This is a genomic window from Fusicatenibacter faecihominis (assembly GCF_020686945.1).
Classification (GTDB): domain Bacteria; phylum Bacillota; class Clostridia; order Lachnospirales; family Lachnospiraceae; genus Limivivens; species Limivivens faecihominis.
This window is the reverse complement of the sequence record NZ_JAJEPR010000018.1, coordinates 1-20,154: the sequence shown is the minus strand read 5'-3', so window position 1 is coordinate 20,154 and position 20,154 is coordinate 1. Positions and strand designations below refer to the sequence as shown.

The window sequence follows — 20,154 nt, the reverse complement described above, 5'->3', positions numbered from 1 at the left end:
CGATCACCTCTATTTCAGTTCTTTTTTTCGGAAAATCAGGATTCCGGCCGCGCCGAAAAGCACGATCTCCAGAAGGTCAAAAACAACCGCCCGGGCCGGTTTCGCAAACTCCCAGCCGCTGAGCTCCGCTCTCTGACCCACCGGATTTAAGTCCAGCAGATTCTCATAGACCAGCCGTAACTTTCCTGAAAGATAACGCGGATTGGGAAGCTTTACCCATTCCGTGTCGTCGTTGAGATAAAAATCCACACTTTCCTCTGTGTTTTCCCCAACTAAATTCTGCATCGCCTTGTAAACGCTCTTCGGCTCGTAGATAAATTCGTCTTCGGAAAGACGGCTGTAAACAGCCACACCCAGGGTCAGAAGCGTGATTCCTGCCACAAGCCCGGTCACAGCCCCGGCAGTTTTATTCCCCAGCACCATGACAAAGAAGGTGAAAAAAGCCGCGTCCACCAGGCAGACCAGCGCTCCAATGAGGGCCTGAGAAAAAATTTTCCCCACAGAAGGCGTTTCGGCAGCATGGAGCAGCAAACTGCCAAGACCCGCTGAAATTCCCAGAGAAACCGCATAAATGATAAGTCCTCCCACACTGCTTACAAGAAACGCAGCCAGATAAATGGTACTTCTCGAATGGCCACTGATGATTTTATTCCGGATGGTCCGGTCGCTGTACTCCGTTCCTAGAAACAGCGTGACAAAAACCGCCATCACCAGGTTCATGACGGCCTGATTGGAAAACATACCGTCCGCGAAAGTAATATTCGGGTCTGTAACCGCGTTTCGCGCCATTTCCACGCACAAAATCACGCTGATCACTGCCATAAAAATAAGAGCCAGCCAGAAAACTTTACTTTTTCTCAGGCGGTAAAGGCCTGCGGAGAAAAGATTACTCATGCTGTCCACCTCCGATCAGATTCATATAGTAGGTTTCCAGACTTTCCTCGTGCTCCTGCATGGAAAAAATCTCACATTTTTCCTGGGCGAGGGCCATAGTAAGCGTCGTCACGCCCACCTCCCCGTAAATTTCCGCCTTTCTCTCGGAATCGATGCGGTACTCCAGTTTCATCCGGTCGAGGACCCGGCAGAGGGCCCGGATGTCGGAAACCGTCAGGCGGATACTTTTCCGGCAGGCCGCCTCCAGGTCCCTGGCGCTGATCTCCTTGATGAGGGTCCCGCCCTCAATGAAGCCGTAATGCGTCGCCAGCTTAGCCAGCTCGTCCAAAATATGGCTGGAAATCAGCACTGTGATCTGATATTCCTGGTTCAGTTTCAAAATCAGTTCCCGGATCTCCACAATACCCTGGGGGTCCAAGCCGTTGATGGGCTCATCCAGCACAAGAAAATCCGGATTCCCGTAGAGGGCAATGGCGATTCCCAGTCTCTGACGCATACCCAGAGAAAAATCTTTCGCCTTCTTTTTCCCGACCTTCTCAAGGCCCACCAGCTCCAGAAGCTCCGGGATCCCTTCAAAAGAAGGAAGGCCCAGAAGCTGATACTGCATTTTCAGATTCTCAGCGGCCGTCATATCCTGATAAATGGCCGGCGTTTCCACTACAGCTCCCATCCGTTTCCGCACTTTCCGGATCGCAGGGTCCGTATTTTTTACTCCGTAAAGGCTGTAGCTCCCGGAAGTGGGATTCTGCAGGCCACAGATTTGCCGGATCAGCGTCGTCTTCCCTGCTCCGTTTTTTCCCACAAAACCATAGATGGCCCCCTTCGGAATGTGCATGTTCAGCCGATGCAGTGCCTTGAAATTTCTGTAGCTCTTGCAAAGTTCATTTGTTACCAGACAGTCAGTCATGTCAATCGCTCCTTTCGTTCTGCCATACTCTACCGCAAAACCGTAAAGAAAGCGGTCAGGAAAAGAGTAAAGATTTCGTAAAGGTCAAAGGAGCCGGAACCCAATCCCCCAGACCGACTCGATGTGGTCTTTGCCGTCGATCTCCCGGAGCTTTTTCCGCAGGTTACTGATGTGCATTTTCAGGGAAGCTTCCGTGCAGTCCAGCGTGTCTTCGCTGATCCGATCGAGGAGCACCGACTTTGCGATGGCCTGACCGGGATTCTGGAGCAAAATTTTTAAGACTGCGTACTCGGTTTTCGTCAGGTGAACCGGATGGCCAGCAAGCGTCACCTCCCTGGAGGTCAGTTTCATGGTAAGCTTTCCCGCCGTCAGGTTTTCCTTTTCCCTGCGGCTTTCCTTTTTCCGAAGCTGGACCTCGATCCGGGCCAGAAGCTCCTTCAGCTCAAAAGGCTTCGTGAGGTAATCCACTGCCCCGCCCAGAAGCATGTTTACCTTGTCGTCAATGCCCACCTTCGCACTGACCACGATCACGGGAATTTCGCGAATCTTCGGAAGCAGTTCTTCCCCGGAAAGCCCCGGCAGCATCAGATCCAGAAGGATGAGATCCGGCCGTTCCCTCTCCAGCAAAAACAGGGCCTCCGTCCCGGAATAAGCCCGCCACGCCTCATGTCCTGCCTTCAGAAGAGCGGTCTCTATCATATTTCCAATCGAAACGTCGTCATCGATAATCAGGATTTTCGCCATTTTCTTTTACCTCACTCTTATTGATTGATTTTATCATCTAAAGACTTTTTCATTCCCTTTTGTAAACGGTATAATGTCAGTAAGAATTTAATACAGAGGAGGAGAGTTTTGATGAAAAAGATTCATTTTGATACGGAAAAAGATGGCTTTTACGGCGCATACTGGAAATGCGCGGCCGGTTCGGACTGCGCGATGATCACCATGCTGGGGGATGACCCCGAGGACTACATGGCCCGCTCGTCGGTCAAATATCTCCTGAGTCTCGGCATCAACGTCCTGACCATGTCCCCTGCGAAAAAAGACTACGGCCATCACAATTATCCTCTCGAGCGGATTGAACGGGCCATCAAATGGCTGAAAAAAACCGGAAACCGCCGGCTTGCCATCGCAGGAGCCTCCACCACCGGAACGCTGGCTCTGACCGCGGCTTCTTATTTTCCCGAGCTGACCCTCACCATCGCCATGACGCCCAGCGATTTCATCTGGCAGGGCTTCATGCAGGGCAAAAAAGACGGCTGCAAGGAATGGCCCATCGAAGGAGAATCCCTCTTTTCCTACCACGGCAAGCCGCTCCCCTACATGCCCTTCTTCTATCAGCATCCCAAATATTGGCAAATCATCGCCGTAGAGTCCAGGCGCACCGGAGATATGCTCAACTCCAGAAAGCTTTTCGACGATTCCGAGGCTGCTCATCCCATCACGGAAGCCGAGACAATCAAGGTTGAGAACATCCACGGAAAACTGCTTCTCATCGGCGCTGAGGACGACGTTCTCTGGGACACCGCCAAATATATCCGCCGCATGGAAAAACGTCTCTCTGAACGGCCCCACGCCTGCGAGGTGGAAGCTGTCGTCTACAAACACGGCACCCATTTCGTTTTCCCGGAAGGAATGCTGAAAACCATGCTGCCCATCGGCTCCGGCCTTTTCGTAAAACTCGCTTTTAAAGCAGCGAAAAAATACCCGGAAGAATGCAGAAAAACCCGCATGGATATCGAAGTCATCATGACAAGAGCCATCGCGGAGTGGAAAGGAGTCCGAAAATGAAGTATATGGGAATGCCCGTGGCCCTGTGGGCAGTTTTTACAAGATCTTTCCGCAAAAACCTTGAAACCTGCTTCGGTTTGAATGCCACTGAGGCAAAGGAAGTCACGCGAAAAGCGAAAGTACGGTACAAGAAGATCATCCGCGAACTGCCGGAGTTTGAAAAAGAGGATCGCTTTAAGATGAATATCGTCAGCTGTGCCATGATCGGCGCTTTCGTCCTCTCCATGCCAAAACGGCCGGATGTGAAAACCCTGACAAACTACTATCGGGATTCCAGCATGACTCCCCTCGTGAGCTGGTTCTTCCGCCAGAGCGGAAAGTTGAAATTTTCCGAAAAAGACAGACAGCAGATGCAGAAAACGGCCCGGCTCAAAGCCGCCGACCGCAATCCTTTTTCCTGGAATATGGACTACTTCGAATATCCTGACGGCAGCGGCTACGAGGCCCGTTTTTACAAGTGCGGCATCTGCGCCCTCATGAAAAAACTCGGCCTCTACGACCTGACTCCCGCCCTCTGCCACCTGGACTATGATATGAGCGAAGCCACCGGAGCCTCCGTCTTTGTGCGGGAATACACCCTGGCTTCCGGGGGACCCTATTGCGATTGCGGGTATAAGAAAAAATAGAGTAGAGCCACCGGAGCTTTAAGGCCGGTGGCTCTCTTATTACTGTCAGGATTCTTTTCCAATCCTTACTTCTTTTCCTTCAAAATATCATTTCTCCGGGTCAATCGTAATCCAGAATCTCTTGATTTCTTCTCCGTTTCCATCAACGATCTTGTCAAAGACACCGCCATTTGCAAGAATCGTCTTCTCACTGGCGAGATTTCCGACTTTGCAGGTGATAAGAAATTTCTGGATTCCCAGGGCTCCGGCCTTGGGAAGAAGCTGGCGGAGCATCTCTTTTGCATAGCCATGGCCGCGCTCGGAGGGTCGCACAGAGTAACCGCTGTGACCGCCCCAGGTTCCGAGGATCGGGTGATTGATGTGGTGTCTCAGGTCAATCAGGCCAACGATCCGGTTATCCGCTTTCCGGACTGCCAGATACATATGGGACGGCACCTTGCCATCCTTGCAGTTTTCCTCACTCTCACCAAGCTTCATACGCTCGATCCATTCCTCCGCTGAGGTACAGTTTTCAAGTCCCCCGCAGCCTGCGAACTGATCCTTGTTTCCAGCATCCTTCTCCAGGATTTCCTGCCGGAACTGCCAGATGTCGGCGGCGTATTCAGGGGACGGGGCTTTTAATTCTATGATGTCCATTTGATTATTTTTCTCCTTTCATTTTTTGCAACCAAAAAATTTATTTTTGTAAAATATAAATATGTTTTTCGTTGGATTTTGTCATTTAAGCTGTTATAATCAATACGGGTACTGCCATAACGGTAGGCGGTTAGTCCTGTTATTATGCGGAGGATTGCAGAGTGTTTTTACACTCAGTTTTCGAAAAAACCAATGCAAAATACGGACTGTGATCATCCGAATACATAGACACCCTTCCGGAAAACTAATGGAAAGGAGGACTGAGCCAATGAGTATTTTAGATTTTATCGCAATAGTCAGCTTTGGTTTGACCTGCTTCAGTATCGGATACACATTCGGTAAAGATAGTCATAAAACACAAAAATAGCCGCCCCAGCCCGAAAAACTAGACGACTATTTTGCAAAATAATATATCAGGCTAACCGTCTATCGGCAGTACCTTCTTTTTGTATTTACTCTACCACACTTTTTCTTAAATGTCAAAAATTTTCTTTCACTAATACTTACATGTTTTGCACATGACTACTTTTCAGCCATGTATATTTGTAAATGGCTGGATGGAAAGAGGTAGGTAGTTAGTGATGCCAGGGGATTACGCCATCCCAACCAAACGGCATAGAAAAGCAAAATTGAGGGGGCGCGCTCCGAGTCGCGGACCCCCTCAAATATATTTCCTCCAGCTTTCCTCAAAGCTGCATCACAGTCTCAGTTACAAGTCGCTCAAACGTCGTCTTCACGCGGTCAGCGACCTCCTGCACCTCCTTATGGTTCAGCGGCTGATCCAAGATCCCCGCTGCCATATTCGTAATGCACGAGATCCCGCACACTTTCATCCCCATATGATTCGCGGCCATGGCCTCGCATACGGTACTCATGCCGACAGCATCCACTCCCATTCCACGGAAAGCGCGGATTTCCGCCGGCGTCTCATAATTCGGCCCCGAGCACTGAACATAAATTCCCTCTTTCAAAGGTACATTCAGCTTCTTCGCCGCCTTCCGGATCACCTCGCAGAGCTCCGGGTCATACACATGACTCATATCCGGGAAACGGGTTCCAAGTTCATCCAGATTCTCCCCCCGAAGCGGACTCGGCACGAAAGTCGAAATATGATCCGTAATCATCATCAGATCCCCCGGCTGGAAATCCTGATTCACACCGCCGGCCGCATTCGTCAGAATCACTTTTTTCGCCCCCAGCATTCCCATGATCCGGATCGGCATCACCACATCCGTCATATCGTACCCTTCGTAGTAATGAACTCTTCCCTTCATAATGACCATCGGAACCTTCTCCACATAGCCGAAAAGGAAGCGGCCGTCATGGCCTGCCACGGTGGAGACCGGAAAGCCCTCGATCTCAGAATAGGGAACCTCCGCCTTTACATCCATGTTCCGGGCATATTCCCCCAGACCGGAACCGAGGACCAGGGCCACCTCCGGGACAAAATCGGTTTTCTCACGGATGATGGAAACACATTTCTGAAGTTTTTCATACATTTTACTCATAGTCAATCCCCCTGCTTTCAAAGAATTTTTTGAGCAGGCCGGAGAACGCCTGGATGCAGGGTCCCGCGGTGATGGCCGTCAGGATCGTGATCACACCCAGTTTTCCTCCCAGCACAAAGCCCAGTACCATCATGCACAGGTCGAAGATTACCTTGATTTTCCGGTACTCCATGTGGAGCCTGTCCCTAAGGACGAGCACCACGCCGGTGAAGGGATCCACACCCATGTCCATGGTGATAAACATTGCCACACCCACATATAAGAGAAGACAGCCGATGAAAGCGCCCAGGATCTGGAACGGCAGCGTCTGGGCCGGAATCAGGGCCTGATAGAGCTTTCCGCCCAGGTCCACGGCAAATCCGTAGGGAATCAGATAGATAAAAGTTCCCAGATTCACATAATGCCGGTCTGCCAGAAATACCAGTACCAGAAGAACGATGTTTACGATATTGGATGTCATACCAAGCTGCTCTGCCGTAAGGTTCGCCGCGTTCCGGACGCCGTCATAGATAATGCCGATGGGATCGTTTCCCAGGGCCGCCCTGGCGTTGAAAGCCACGCCGGTTCCCACCAGAAGGATACCCACTGCCGCAAAAATCACCTTCCAAAGTTTTATCTGTCGCAGCTGTTCTCTCATTTGTTTTATCCTCCCTTATCCGAATGCCCGGATTTCTTTCAGAATCCGGTCCTTTACGCTGTCCCCTGCAAAGGACACCCGCACGGCGTTTTCCATCATGAGCTTCAGCTCGTCGTCCCGGATACCGTAGGTTTCCTGGATGAAGCCCAGCTCCCTGGAAATGCTGGTGTTACTCACGGTACGGTTGTCCGTGTTCACCGTCACGAGAAGGCCGTTATCCAGAAATTCCCGCATGGGATAGTCCTCCGGCCCTTCCACAGCCTTGGTCTGCAGGTTGCTGATAGGGCACATCTCCACGCCGGTTCTGGTATCCTTCACCAGCTTGATAATGTCCGGATGGCCTTTCATCGCGATGCCGTGGCCGATCCTTCTGGCCCCGCACTCCACGGCCTCCCGGATGTTTTCCGCACTGCCGCACTCCCCTGCATGGATCACAAAAGGCAGGCCCAGTTGTTTCGCCTCCCCGAATAGATAGACAAAATTCTTCATCGGCCAGGCCGCCTCGTCTCCTGCCAGGTCTCCGCAGCAGACGCCCTCGCCCAGGAAATTTCTGGCCGCCCTGAACATGGCCAGGTTGTCCTCCTCGGACTGATGACGCATCGCGCAGACGATGATGTTGGACTCGGTGCCAAAATCTTTCCGCCCGTCTTCCAGACCGTTGAGCAGGGCTTCGATGACCTGCTCTGTGGAAAATCCTTCATGGGCGGAAAAGAGCGGTGCAAAACGCACTTCCACATATTTCATATTTTCCGCCGCCACGCTCCGGATAAAATCATATCCGGCTTTTCTCATGCTTTTCTCCGACTGAAGGCACTGCACCGGAAGGTCAAATTTTTCCAGATACTCCTTCAGACTGCGGCATCCATAAGCCACCTGGAGCTCGGTAGGATCTACCTCTCTACCGAGCTCCTGACTGATGAATGAGCGAGAAAGCGAACCGTCCAGGTGGCAGTGAAGCTCCACCTTCGGCATTGATTTCAGCTTCTCTTTTTCCATTCTTTTACCTCATAATTATTTGGACTTCACATACGGTTTTCCGTTGGCTGCCGGAACTCTGGAGTTTCCTACGAAGAATACCAGCGCCAGGATCGTTACCACATAGGGGATCATGGAGATCAGATACGGGGAAACGACATTGCTTGCTCCCAGCAGGGATTTCACGCCGTTACAGAAGCCGAACAGCAGGCAGGCCTTGAAAGTTCCCTGGGGTTTGAATTTACCGAAAATAACGGCAGAAATAGCGATGAAGCCCTGTCCTACGATAACGCTCGGGCGGAACTGGCTTACGGTTGCCAGGGTCACATAGGCTCCGCCAAGTCCGGAGAGGAATCCGGAGAGGATCACGCAGATGTAACGGATGCGGAACACGTTGATTCCCAGAGTCTCACAGGCCTGGGGATGCTCGCCTACCGCCCGGAGTCTCATACCGAAACGGGTCTTGTAGAAAACGAACCATACCACCAGAACGACCACGAAGCTCAAATAAGCTGCGGAATAGGTGGAAAGCACGTTGTAACCGAAGGAACCGGCCGGAAATACGCCGTTGAACATTTTCGGCAGTTTGCTGGCAGTGTCAAGGGCCGGTGAATCGGAAGAGTTCTCAAACATGGCCTTGCAGAGGAAGACCGCAAGTCCCGGCGCGATGAAGTTGATGGCCGTACCAGAAATCGTCTGGTCCGCGCCAAAGGTAACGCAGGCAACCGCATGAAGCACGCCGAAGGCCGCTCCCGCAAGACCGCCGCAGAAAAAACCGAGCCAGCCGTTTCCGCTGTAGTAAGCGGCAACTGCGCCGATGAAAGCGCCGATGGTCATCATACCCTCGATTCCGATATTTACCACGCCGCTGCGCTCGGAAAAGCAGGAGCCCAGGGCTGCCAGAAGAAGAGGAGGCGTGGCGATCAGCATTGCATTGATCAGAAGACCAAGATCTTTAATGATTACATTCATTTTTATTTTCCTCCTTTTTTCCGGTTAAAGATCACTTTGAAAATGTGAGAGATGGCGATGAAGAAGATGATGATACCCATGATGATATCAACAACCTCCGCCGGTGCGTTTACCAGGCTTAACTTACCGCCGCCGTATTTCATGGCTCCGTAGAAAACACCTGCGAAGATGCAGCCCACCGGATGGGAGGAACCAATCAGCGCTACGGTGATTCCCTGGAAACCGTACTGCTCCTGGCTGGCAAACTGGCTCACACGGCCGGCCATACCAAGGGTTTGAACAGCGCCGCCCAGGCCTGCCAGTGCTCCGGAGATCGCCATAGCGGTCAGGAACATCTTGTTGGTGTTGATTCCGCCGTACTCAGCGGCGCTCTTGCTGAAACCGACTGCCCGGAGCTGATAACCCAGAGTCGTCTTGCTGATGATGAACCATACGAGGATGGCTGCTGCAACAGCGATGACGATACCCCAGTTGGCTGCGGTACAGCGGGTAGCTGTCTTGACAAATTCCGGCGCGAGGATGCGGGCCGTATCTGCCACGTCCTGGCTGGCCTCACCGCCTCCGACTCTCCGGATGGCTTTCAGGTTTACGATGTAGTTGGAAAGGTAGAAGGCGATCCAGTTGAACATGATATAGGAAAGCACTTCATTGATGCCTCGTTTTACCTTCAGGAAACCGACGATAACGCCCCAGAGAGCTCCCGCTGCCACAGCTGCCACAATGCAGAGAAAAATGTGGAGCGGGGCCGGCAGATGAAAGACAATACCGACCACGCAGGCTGCGATGGAACCCACAACGAACTGTCCCTCAGCTCCGATGTTGAAAACGCCGGTCCGGAAAGAGAAGGCAACGCTCAGTCCGGTGAGGATCAGCGGCGCTGCATACACAACGCCCCAGGTGACATATTTCACCTGACCGAAAACGCCGTTTAACAGTTTTCCGTAAGCAACGCCCGGATTGATGCCGGCCACGGCCAGAAGCACGGCTCCTGCCACGAAGCCGATGATTATGGCAATGAATGTGTAGAGTGCATTCCCACTTAAAATCTTATCTTTCCTGCTCATGTTTTGTACCTCCTGCCATCATGAAGCCCAGCTGGTTCTCATCTGCATCCTTGCCCGGCACGCTTCCGACGATCTGACCGCCGAAGATGACCTCGATCCGGTCGGAAAGGCTCATGATCTCATCCAGTTCAAAAGACACCAGCAGTACTGCCTTGTTTTTATTACGCTGTTCCACAATATATTTATGCACGAACTCAATGGCTCCGACATCCAATCCACGGGTGGGGTTCACGGCGATAAGGAGTTCTCCGTCGTTTGTCACCTCACGGGCGATGATGACCTTCTGCTGGTTTCCTCCGGAGAGCTGGCCTGCCAGACGGTTTTCACAACCGCTGGGACGGATATCGAACTTCTTGATGAGCTCGGTGGCATGTTTGCGGATCACATCTTTTTTCAGGATTCCCTTTTTGGAATAGGGCTCCTTGCCGAAATTCTGAAGAATCAGGTTCTCAGACACGGTAAAATCAAGAACCAGGCCGTGTTTCTGGCGGTCCTCGGGGATGCTGGTCACGCCATGCTCGAAGATTTTTCTCGGTGTGCTTCCGAAAAGATCCTCGCCCAGGACATTCACCTGACCGGATTCGCCTTTTCGAAGACCTGTGAGGATCTCCACAAACTCGCTCTGTCCGTTTCCGTCCACGCCAGCCAGACCTACGATCTCGCCCCGGCGGACGTTCAGATTCAGTCCTTTCAGGATCTCCACGTTACGGTAATCCTTCGCGTGCAGGTCCTTGACCTCCAGAACGATCTCTCCCGGCTTCTGCTCCTTTTTCTCAACCTTGAATTCCACGTCACGGCCGACCATCATGGAAGCCAGCTGGTTCTCGTTGACCTCGTCCACATCCACGGTGTTGATGTATTTACCCTGACGGATGATCGTGCAGTAATCGGCGGCGGCCTTGATCTCTTTCAGCTTATGGGTGATGAGGATTACGCTCTTGCCGTCTGCGGTCAGGTTGTGAATGATCTCGATGAGCTCGGTGATCTCCTGCGGGGTCAGGGAAGCCGTCGGCTCATCCAGGATCAGATGCTTGGCTCCCCGGTAGAGGACTTTCAGGATCTCCACTCGCTGCTGCATACCTACAGAGATATCCTCGATCTTCGCATCCGGGTCCACCTTCAGGTTGTAGCGCTCGGAAAGCTCCATGATGCGGTTTCTCGCGGATTTGATATCCACGGTGATTCCTTTTTTCGGCTCCATGCCGAGAACAATATTTTCGGTTACGGTAAAGGGCTGGATCAGCATGAAATGCTGGTGTACCATACCGATTCCCATATCGATGGCCTTCTGCGGGCTGTCGATGACCACCTTTTTTCCATCGATGGCGATGGTTCCGGATGTGGGCTGGTACAGACCGTAGAGAATATTCATCAGCGTACTTTTTCCTGCGCCGTTTTCTCCCAGGATCGCATGGACCTCTCCCTTGTGGACAGTCAAATGAATGTGGTCGTTGGCGGTAAAGTCGCCGAATTTCTTGACAATGTCCGTCATCTGAATGGCCACAGTGTTTTTATCAACGTTGCTCTGCCTTTCCACGTCTATTTCCTCCTTATTTTAGATAACTATTCAGAGCCGCACCTCGATTCCGCTGTGTTTCATCTCGTTGTGGCTTCTCGCCAAATAGATTTCCCGTAGAAAGTGCTCATTCATGCAAGCATGACTCACACTTTTTACTGAAAATCTGCTTGGCTCTGAATAGTTACATATTAGACGATCAGCACGTCCGTCATTCCTTCCTGACGAGCCAGATCAGCCAGGCCGTTTAAAAATGCTTTATCCGGCACACGGTAATGTGAGTATGCCTCCCGGACTCCCATGGGCCGGTAGGCAATGATCTTATAACGGATATTTCCCTGCGCCAGATGAGACGCAGCCAGGCGGGCCGTTTCACGGACTGTCTTCTCACAGTCAAAAAGCTCCGGTACCACCACTGTTCGCACCTCAAAAAGCTTGCCGGAAGCTGCCAGATACTCTGCGTTCTTTAATACCATCTCGTTGGACACGCCCGTGACCCTTAAATGGTCTTCAAGATCCCAGCCTTTTATATCCAGCATCACTCCGTCTGTCACTGCAAGAAGCTCCGGATATTTTTCAAAATTCAAAGTTCCGTTGCTGTCAATCAGTGTCCCCAAACCGGCTTTTCTCGCGATGGTGAAAAGCTCCTGCAAAAAATCCGGGTACAGGGTACATTCCCCGCCGGACACAGTGATCCCCCGGATGTAAGGCTGCTGTTTTTTCACCTCAGCAAAGGCCTCCTCCGCATTCATCATACGGATCCTGGGGCTGCATCCGAAGGGACAGACATGGATGCAGGTATCACAACCGCAGCATTTTTCCGGATGAAAATGAACCTTCTTGTCCTCCCCGAAGAAAAGGGCTCCTTTGGGACATTTTTCCACGCAGGTCCCGCAGCTTCGGCAGAGATTTCGGGTCTCCGGATTATGACAGTAGCGGCAGTCAAAATTACAGCCCTGCAGAAAGATGGCCGTCCGGTTTCCCGGTCCGTCCACTGCACTGAAGGGAATGATCTTATTTACCGGCACCCGGCCGCAGCTTTCCGCCGCGGCCATGCCTGTTTCTTTCTGTTCCATGAGCTTACCGCACTTTTCTCTGGAGGATGCGGCTGTTGTGTTTGGCTCCCATGCCGAGGGCCGTGGTGTCCTGAAGGACGTTTTCGCCCCGCTCCAGTTTCTCGATCTCAGATTTTTTCACCAGATAACCGGTGATACGGATCACATCACTGTCTGCCGCATAGAAGGACAGGTAGCGGATTCCCTCGCGGAAAGAGCCTTTGATGACATCCAGAAGGAAGTCGTGGTTCTTGTGTACCGTGGTATCGATGGGGAAAATGTCTCCGGTTCCTGACGGGAAATATTTGTGGAATTTCTCGCAGTGACGCAGATGGTCGATGAGCTCCTCCGGCTCCTCCCCGATGGGGATACGGGTTCCCGGGGAAATTCCCATATCGCTGTCGATGCCTACCTGGGCATGAAGAAGGAAATGGCCGTCCGTAGCCTCGCAGTAGGGGTTCACATGGGCCTTGTTGAAAGCGTCGATCTGATCCATGATCTCCACGCCCAGAGCGTCTGCTTCCTCGTCGTGGCCGTATCTGCCGGTCTTGCCCTGGAGTTCCATCAGACGGTTGACGCACTCGGCCAAACCTACCATACCAAACATGGCTGTGAACCGGTCTTTGTGGATGAAGCCCTCTTTTGCCAGGAAGTTATTCTCAAAGAAACCGCTCTCTTCCACCTCGAAACGGATTCTTGCATCCATATAATCGGCCATCACCTGGCAGACGTAGGGAAGCTGATTTTTCTTGAAATCTTCCACGCTGGAGGCACGTTTTGCGATATTGCCCAGGAGCAGACGGCAGAGCGTATAGGAACCGCCGCCGAGCTTCAGTCCGTTGTAGCAGCTGGCGATCACATAATCCTCGCCCAGCTCGCTCTTGAACATCTTGTGGTTTGCAAAGCTCGGTTTCGCACTGTGGAGGGTGGTATTGATGCCCATGAGCGCAAACTCATCGGAAGTGATGTCCTCATCGTATTTCATCGTGATGTTCGGTACAGCCTGTTCCAGCTCTGCTTCCACCTCCAGGATGATCCTTCCCGCCTTGGTATCCCTCGGTCCCACGTTGGCATGGGAGAAGGAATCCAGAACCGTGCGGTCTACATGGATCAGGAACAGACGGATCATTTTCTTCGCCAGTTCTTCATCCATATCCTGTACAAAAGGATCCAGCAGTTCGTCCAGTGCTCCCAGATATACCGGGAAATTTGTCACGCTGGGCACATGTTTGTAAAAAATCAGAAGGGAATTCAGCGCCTCAAAAAGATCCTTCGGCGGATCCAGCTGCAGGAATTTGCTTCCCTCTCTCATAAATTTCGCATAATCCGGGATAATATACCGGGGACGGAGCGGTGCGTGTCCCTCTGCCAGATCGCAGATGCACTTTGACTCGATGGGCTGGTCCATCAGCTCATGAAGGCCTTCCGGAAGGTCCACAACCTCAAGCAGGGAATCTGCCAGGTTTGCCATCGTGGCTACCTTCTGCTCATGCGTCAGAGTGGGACTTTTTACTGTCTCCAGCATTTTTTCTCTTGTCTCGTTTACCCGTTCCATACTAATGTCTCTCATTTAAAATCTCTCCTGTTTCTTGTTTCCTTTTACGGAAAAGGGGCAGAGTGCCCTTTTCAAAGCCCCTCTGCCCAGATCAGTCGTTTAAACGTCTTGATCACTCATCCAGCTGATATACATCGCCGTATTTTGCTTCAAAGGTCTCTTTGTCCTTTGCAACTTCTACTTCACCGGAAACGATCTTCTCTTTTACTTCTTCTATCTTTTTCAGAACCTCTGCATCAATGTTGTCAACGGTCGGAGCGATATCTACACCGCCGTCAACAAGGGAGAAGGTCTGGACACCCGGCTCATATTTGCCCTCGAGAACAGCCTGTGCCTCGTCGTAGCAAACGTTGTCTACACGTTTCATAGCGGAAGTCAGGATGGTGTCCGGAGCAACAGCGCTCTGGTCAGAGTCAACACCGATGGCCCAGATGCCAGCCTCTTTACAAGCGTCGATCACGCCAAGACCGGTTCCGCCTGCTGCGTGGAAGATCACGTCAGCGCCGTCAGCGATCATGTTGTTGGCTGCGGTCTTACCTGCTGCGGTATCTGCGAAGCTGTTTGCGTTGTTCTGAAGGATGGTAACATCCGGATTAGCATCGAGAGCACCTGCACAGTAGCCGTAACCGAACTCGTTCATAACGCCGGTGGACATACCCAGAACGAAACCGATGGTGTTGGTCTTGGTGGTCAGGCCAGCTACATAACCTACCAGGTAGGAAGCCTGAGCCTGCTCGAACATCAGGCAGGTAACGTTGTCCAGATCTGCACAGCTGGAATCGTCAACGATGGCGAATTTCTGATCCGGATTAGCCTCAGCCTCTTCACGCATTGCGTCAGCCAGCTGGTATCCGATACAGATGATCAGGTCATACTCTTCGTCGATGAAGGTCTCCAGGTTCGGGATGTAATCGGAATCGGTGCTGGACTCCAGGTAGCTTGTAGTGATTCCCAGCTCTTCCTGAGCTCTCTGCAGACCTTCCCATGCAGACTGGTTGAAGGAGCCGTCGTTTACGCCGCCGACATCAGTGATAACTCCAACCTTTACTTCTGACGGATCCTTTGTCTCGTCAGCCATAGCGACTACTCCTGTGGAAAGGATCATGGACAGAGATAAAACTGCTGCTAATACCTTTTTCTTCATTTTTTAAATTCCTCCTTTTTGTTTATAAACAATCCGGCATCTCGCCGGCCGTTACCATTATAAGTCTGCCGTCCGTTTCAGATGGCTGTTGATGTGGTTCTGGAGCATCTCCATGGCAGTCTTATTATAACCGCCTTCCGGAATAATAATATTCGCGTTTTTCTTGCTGGGCTCCACAAACTGCTCATGCATCGGTTTCACCGTATTCATATACTGGTTGATGACGGATTCCAGGCTTCTGGCCCGCTCGAGAACGTCTCTCTGGAGACGGCGGATCAGACGGATATCGGAATCGGTGTCCACGAAGACACGCACATCCATCATATCACAGAGCTCTTTATTTTCAAAGATCAGGATTCCTTCCACGATGATCACTTTGCTGGGCGCTACGGTGATCGTGTCCTTGCTCCTGTTGTGGACTTTGTAATCATAGACCGGACACTGAACCGGACGTCCTGCCCTCAGTTCCTTCAGATGCTCAATCATCAGCTCGGTATCAAAAGCGTTCGGATGATCGTAGTTCAGATTTTTCCGTTCCTCAAAGGTCATATCGTCATGAGCCTTGTAGTAGTTGTCATGTTTCAAAACCGTCACATGTTCCTGGAACAGTGACGCGATCTGATTCGTCAGAGTTGTCTTGCCGCTTCCTGAGCCGTCGGCAATTCCAATAATCAGTACATCGTTCATAGCTTTCCCCTTTCCCGGCCGTAACCGGACATTGATCTCACTATAGCTTATTGTAACATCCTTTTGGGGATTAGAAAATATGTTTTTTTCAAAAAAGTCAAGCGCACCTCCAAAATGCCTCGCATTTCGTCGGTGTGGCGTATCCGCCAAATAGATTTTCAGTCAAAAGTGTTCGTTCATGCAAGCATGACTCACACTTTTGACTGAAAATCTGCCTGACTCTGAACAAAACAAAAAAACTACCGCAAAATCGACTTTCGTCAACTTTGCGGCAGCTTTACCTCGGAAACCGATCAGGCTTCCACACAGGCCGGCATATTTGCGGTAATGCTCCGGACCTTCTGGCCGTCTGCGGTGATGCCGCAGGCTGCCAGTCCTGTGCGGATGATCTGATTCCATTTTTCTTCATTCAGTTCAATGACTGTGTTGTCCTCCAGTTCAATGGTGCAGGCATTTTCCTTTCTGCATTCCGGACTGCAGTCAACTCTGTACATGTTCTTTCTGCTGATCGCTCCGATCTCCTCCAGGGTATTGATCATTCGATACACGGTGGCAGAGCCGATCTTGTCGTCCTTCTGGGAGGCCTTATAATAGATCTCCTTACAGCAGGAGCAGTCCTCCTCCAGAATGATATCCAGAAGGATAAGCCTCTGCTTGGTGATGCGAAGTCCCTGTTCCTTCAGCTTCTGGATGATCAGATCCTTCTGCATCTGTGTTCTCTTGTAATCTCCCTGATCTTTCAGTTTCCTTGTTCCGGAATTCTTTGGCAATTTCTCACACCTCCAAAGGCTGCGTTTTTATTTTCCGCAGTGGCCTCCGCAGTTCTTGCATTCTCCGCCACACTGCAGGGACTTACCGCTCTTCTTGTCGCGAATCATACTCCGTACAATCAGAGCTACGATGCCTACTAATATTACACCGACAACTACTGTTCCCATTTTACAGGACACCTCACTTTCGGACCCTGATAATTTTTATTTTGTTGCTTTTACGCCAACGTTAAGAGTTGTGCTCTCTTTGTACGGTCTAACCAGCAGATAGATGAAGCCGATCACAAGAAGGATGGCTACAACCGTGCCGATGCCGAATCCGCCGCCTGTGAACAGAGTACCGAGCTGGTAGATGCAAAGGGAAACCACATAAGCCAGACCACACTGATAACCGATTGCTGTCCAGAACCATCTGGTATTGTTCATCTCACGTTTGATAGCACCCATAGCTGCGAAGCAGGGAGCACACAGCAGGTTGAATACCAGGAAGGAATAAGCTGCAATCTGAGTCATGCTGCCTGCCAGCTGGCCCCATACTTCGTTACCGTCTTCAGCAACCTCTGCGAAGCCAAAGAGAACACCAAAGGTACCTACTACGTTTTCTTTTGCGATCAGACCGGTAACTGCTGCAACTGCCATCTTCCAGTCGCCCCATCCAAGCGGGGTGAAGATCGGTGCGATGAAGCTACCAATTTTGGAAAGGATACTGTCATTCAGCTGCTCAGCCTCCAGCATTCCGAAGGAACCGTCAACCCAACCGAAGTTCATCAGGAACCACAGAACGATGGTGGAAAGAAGGATGATGGTGCCGGCCTTTTTGATGAAGGACCATGCACGCTCCCACATGCTTCTCAGCACGTTGCTGACTGTGGGCATATGGTATGCCGGAAGCTCCATAACGAAGGGAGCCGGATCTCCAGCGAAGAGTTTGGTTTTCTTTAAGATGATACCGGAGCAGATGATTGCTGCGATACCTACAAAATATGCACTTGGAGCCACCCAGGAGGCGCCGTTAAACAGAGCGCCTGCAATCAGTGCGATGATCGGCAGTTTTGCGCCACAGGGGATAAAGGTGGTGGTCATGATCGTCATCTTACGGTCTCTGTCGTTCTCGATCGTACGGGAAGCCATGATACCCGGGACTCCACAACCGGTACCGATCAGCATCGGGATGAAGGATTTACCGGAAAGACCAAATTTACGGAAGATACGGTCCATGATAAATGCGACACGGGCCATGTAACCGCAGGCCTCAAGGAAGGCCAGGAAAATAAACAGTACCAGCATCTGCGGAACGAAACCTAAAACAGCTCCGACACCGGCTACGATACCGTCAAGGATCAGCCCCTTCAGCCAGCCAGCACAGCCGATGGCATCCAGTCCGCTCTCAATGATAACCGGAACACCCGGTACCCATACGCCGTACTCAGCGGGATCCGGCTCTCCAGCCTCAACGACCTTTTCTGCGTCTGCTACAACGCTGTCGCTGATCTTTACAGTCTCGATGACTTTATCTTCGTCATCAACAATATCTACAGATGTTACATTGCCGTCTTCATCAACAGCTGCTACGATCTGGTCTGCACGGCTGTAATCAGCTGCTGCATCTTCGTAGGAGGAAGTTCCGATTCCGAAGAGGTGCCAGCCATCACCGAACACTCCATCGTTTGCCCAGTCAGTTGCCCAGCCGCCGACGGTAGTTACAGATACATAGTAAACCAGCCACATAACTACTGCGAAGATCGGAAGTGCCAGCCAACGGTTGGTAACCACGCGGTCGATCTTATCGGAAGTGGTCAGCTTCTTGGTTTTATTCTTGGTGCAGCAAACGCCGATGATGGAGGAAATATAAACATAACGCTCATTGGTGATAATACTCTCGGTATCATCATCAAATTTGTCCTCCAGTGCTTTGATCTCTCTGGAAACATCCGGAACGTTGGTCATCTGCTCGATGATCTTGTCGTCCTTCTCCAGAAGTTTGATTGCGAAGAAACGTTTCTGGGATTCCGGAACGGAAGAACCAAGGCGCTCCTCTACTGCGTGGATAGCGGCTTCCACATCTTCCTGGAACTCATGAACCGGAGTTACATTCTTTTTGGACTCAGCCAGGGTAACTGCTTTCTCAGCTGCTTTCTGAATGCCGGTTCCTTTCAGTGCGGAGATCTCTACAACCTCGCAGCCCAGTTTCTTTTTCAGTTTGTCGATATGTATCTTATCGCCGGATTTCTCAACCAGGTCCATCATGTTGATGGCCATGATTACGGGGATACCAAGCTCCATAATCTGTGTGGACAGATACAGGTTACGCTCAATGTTGGTACCATCAACGATGTTGATGATAGCATCCGGTCTCTCGTTAATCAGATAGTTTCTGGCTACAACTTCCTCAAGGGTGTAGGGAGAGAGGGAATAGATTCCCGGAAGGTCCATGATGATGACATCTTTATGACCTTTCAGTTTACCTTCTTTCTTCTCTACGGTTACGCCGGGCCAGTTACCAACAAACTGGTTGGATCCTGTCAGCGCATTAAATAATGTGGTTTTACCGCAGTTCGGGTTACCTGCCAATGCAATCTTTACTGACATTTTTTCGCTCCTTTTCTTTTTATTCGCCTTTACTAACTTTTGTTAGAATCCTCTAACACGCAGGCAAAAAAATTTACTCTACCTCAATCATTTCAGCATCTGCTTTTCTTAAGGACAGCTCGTATCCTCTTACAGTTACTTCAACCGGGTCTCCAAGGGGCGCCACTTTTCTGACGTAAATCTCCACACCTTTGGTGATTCCCATGTCCATGATCCGTCTCTTAACGGGACCTTCACCGGTCAGTTTTTTGACGGTGACTGTCTGCCCTACGGCAACATTTTTCAGGGTTTTCATAGTTTTTCTCCTCTTTTCTATTTGATTTTTTATAGCGGCTCCACGGGATTGTGCAGTATCTCACGGATTTGCTATGAATCAAACCATAATTTTGTTGGCCATATCTTTGCCGATCGCTACGCGGGACTCCTTTACATTGACGATAAGGTTTCCATTGATCTCAGATACGACGGTAACTGTGCCGCCTGCCACAAAGCCGAGATTTTCCAGAAACTGTCTCGTCTCATCTTTTCCGCCTACCTTTTTGATAACGACGGGTTCGCCTTCTTTTGCCATGGATAACGGCATCATTTTTACCTCTTTTCTTTGTTTTTTTGCGTTGTTGATAAGGATTATCTTTTACAGAGGTTAGTATATTCTAACCTCTGTTAGTTGTCAAGAACTATTTTTGAGAAATTTTATCATTTCCATTGAGGACGGTGTTTTTGGTTTTTTGGGTGTCCCCATTGGCTTTGGGAAAGCGTGACGGGGTAAACTTGAGGGGGCCCGCTCCGAGTCAGCGAGCCCGCAGGCCCCCTCAAACTCCCCCATCT

General features: G+C 50.9%; 21 protein-coding genes. 2 read left to right on the top strand and 19 right to left on the bottom strand.

Translation table 11 applies throughout. The annotated features are described in order from the left end of the window. Positions 1-9: 9 nt before the first annotated feature. The 3 genes from LKD71_RS11045 to LKD71_RS11035 form a co-directional block, all read right to left on the bottom strand. The gene (locus LKD71_RS11045; protein WP_227615449.1) at positions 10-894 is read right to left on the bottom strand and encodes an ABC transporter permease subunit; all 885 of its coding nucleotides are present in this window, start codon (positions 892-894) and stop codon (positions 10-12) included. Then, complete coding sequence (locus LKD71_RS11040) at positions 887-1,801, bottom strand: ATP-binding cassette domain-containing protein (protein WP_227615448.1); 915 nt, start codon at positions 1,799-1,801, stop codon at positions 887-889. The genes LKD71_RS11045 and LKD71_RS11040 overlap by 8 nt, the downstream gene beginning before the upstream one ends. A gap of 84 nt (positions 1,802-1,885) precedes the next feature. Continuing rightward, positions 1,886-2,545, bottom strand: a complete 660-nt coding sequence (locus LKD71_RS11035; RefSeq protein ID WP_227615447.1) for a response regulator transcription factor — start codon at positions 2,543-2,545, stop codon at positions 1,886-1,888. 111 nt (positions 2,546-2,656) lie between these two features. Between LKD71_RS11035 and LKD71_RS11030 the strand changes: the two genes are divergently transcribed. Together LKD71_RS11030 and LKD71_RS11025 are read left to right on the top strand one after the other, a co-directional pair. Beyond that, entirely contained in the window at positions 2,657-3,592 is a 936-nt protein-coding gene (locus LKD71_RS11030; RefSeq protein ID WP_227615446.1) for an acyl-CoA thioester hydrolase/BAAT C-terminal domain-containing protein, read from the top strand. Then, positions 3,589-4,218: an L-2-amino-thiazoline-4-carboxylic acid hydrolase gene (locus tag LKD71_RS11025; RefSeq protein WP_227615445.1), complete on the top strand. Its 630-nt coding sequence runs from the start codon at positions 3,589-3,591 to the stop codon at positions 4,216-4,218. The genes LKD71_RS11030 and LKD71_RS11025 overlap by 4 nt, the downstream gene beginning before the upstream one ends. Before the next feature lie 87 nt (positions 4,219-4,305). On the opposite strand, the gene LKD71_RS11020 is transcribed toward LKD71_RS11025, so the two are convergent. The 16 genes from LKD71_RS11020 to LKD71_RS10945 all read right to left on the bottom strand — a co-directional run bounded on the left by LKD71_RS11020 (position 4,306) and on the right by LKD71_RS10945 (position 19,912). Further along, entirely contained in the window at positions 4,306-4,854 is a 549-nt protein-coding gene (locus LKD71_RS11020) for a GNAT family N-acetyltransferase (protein WP_227615444.1), read from the bottom strand. Between the two features lie 686 nt (positions 4,855-5,540). Next, positions 5,541-6,362: a purine-nucleoside phosphorylase gene (locus LKD71_RS11015; protein ID WP_227615443.1), complete on the bottom strand. Its 822-nt coding sequence runs from the start codon at positions 6,360-6,362 to the stop codon at positions 5,541-5,543. Further along, a complete protein-coding gene (locus LKD71_RS11010; protein WP_177291748.1) occupies positions 6,355-6,999 on the bottom strand; it encodes a YczE/YyaS/YitT family protein in 645 nt (214 codons plus the stop codon). Before LKD71_RS11010 ends, LKD71_RS11015 begins: the two co-directional genes overlap by 8 nt. 15 nt (positions 7,000-7,014) lie before the next feature. After that, on the bottom strand, positions 7,015-7,995 hold the full coding sequence (gene add, locus LKD71_RS11005; RefSeq protein ID WP_178044771.1) for an adenosine deaminase: 981 nt from the start codon (positions 7,993-7,995) through the stop codon (positions 7,015-7,017). 15 nt (positions 7,996-8,010) lie between these two features. Continuing rightward, positions 8,011-8,946, bottom strand: coding sequence for an ABC transporter permease (locus LKD71_RS11000; RefSeq protein ID WP_177291746.1), 936 nt, complete (start codon positions 8,944-8,946; stop codon positions 8,011-8,013). A gap of 2 nt (positions 8,947-8,948) precedes the next feature. Further along, positions 8,949-10,010: an ABC transporter permease gene (locus LKD71_RS10995; protein ID WP_227615442.1), complete on the bottom strand. Its 1,062-nt coding sequence runs from the start codon at positions 10,008-10,010 to the stop codon at positions 8,949-8,951. Beyond that, on the bottom strand, positions 9,994-11,502 hold the full coding sequence (locus tag LKD71_RS10990; RefSeq protein ID WP_227615484.1) for an ABC transporter ATP-binding protein: 1,509 nt from the start codon (positions 11,500-11,502) through the stop codon (positions 9,994-9,996). The genes LKD71_RS10995 and LKD71_RS10990 overlap by 17 nt, the downstream gene beginning before the upstream one ends. A gap of 215 nt (positions 11,503-11,717) precedes the next feature. After that, a complete protein-coding gene (locus LKD71_RS10985; RefSeq protein ID WP_227615441.1) occupies positions 11,718-12,602 on the bottom strand; it encodes a YjjW family glycine radical enzyme activase in 885 nt (294 codons plus the stop codon). Positions 12,603-12,606: 4 nt separating this feature from the next. Next, on the bottom strand, positions 12,607-14,151 hold the full coding sequence (locus tag LKD71_RS10980; protein WP_227615440.1) for a YjjI family glycine radical enzyme: 1,545 nt from the start codon (positions 14,149-14,151) through the stop codon (positions 12,607-12,609). Positions 14,152-14,248: 97 nt separating this feature from the next. Beyond that, positions 14,249-15,241 (bottom strand): BMP family lipoprotein, encoded by a 993-nt coding sequence (locus tag LKD71_RS10975; RefSeq protein ID WP_431835017.1) that lies wholly within the window; start codon positions 15,239-15,241, stop codon positions 14,249-14,251. A 96-nt stretch (positions 15,242-15,337) separates the two neighbouring features. Continuing rightward, positions 15,338-15,967 (bottom strand): uridine kinase, encoded by a 630-nt coding sequence (gene udk / locus LKD71_RS10970; RefSeq protein ID WP_227615438.1) that lies wholly within the window; start codon positions 15,965-15,967, stop codon positions 15,338-15,340. 293 nt (positions 15,968-16,260) lie between these two features. Then, the gene (locus tag LKD71_RS10965; protein ID WP_227615483.1) at positions 16,261-16,677 is read right to left on the bottom strand and encodes a transcriptional repressor; all 417 of its coding nucleotides are present in this window, start codon (positions 16,675-16,677) and stop codon (positions 16,261-16,263) included. Positions 16,678-16,764: 87 nt separating this feature from the next. Further along, positions 16,765-16,905 (bottom strand): FeoB-associated Cys-rich membrane protein, encoded by a 141-nt coding sequence (locus LKD71_RS10960; protein WP_177291740.1) that lies wholly within the window; start codon positions 16,903-16,905, stop codon positions 16,765-16,767. A 36-nt stretch (positions 16,906-16,941) separates the two neighbouring features. Continuing rightward, entirely contained in the window at positions 16,942-19,326 is a 2,385-nt protein-coding gene (feoB, locus tag LKD71_RS10955) for a ferrous iron transport protein B (RefSeq protein WP_178044775.1), read from the bottom strand. A 73-nt stretch (positions 19,327-19,399) separates the two neighbouring features. After that, a complete protein-coding gene (locus LKD71_RS10950; RefSeq protein WP_117766111.1) occupies positions 19,400-19,621 on the bottom strand; it encodes a FeoA family protein in 222 nt (73 codons plus the stop codon). Positions 19,622-19,699: 78 nt separating this feature from the next. Then, positions 19,700-19,912: a FeoA family protein gene (locus LKD71_RS10945; protein ID WP_178044776.1), complete on the bottom strand. Its 213-nt coding sequence runs from the start codon at positions 19,910-19,912 to the stop codon at positions 19,700-19,702. Positions 19,913-20,154: the final 242 nt, after the last annotated feature.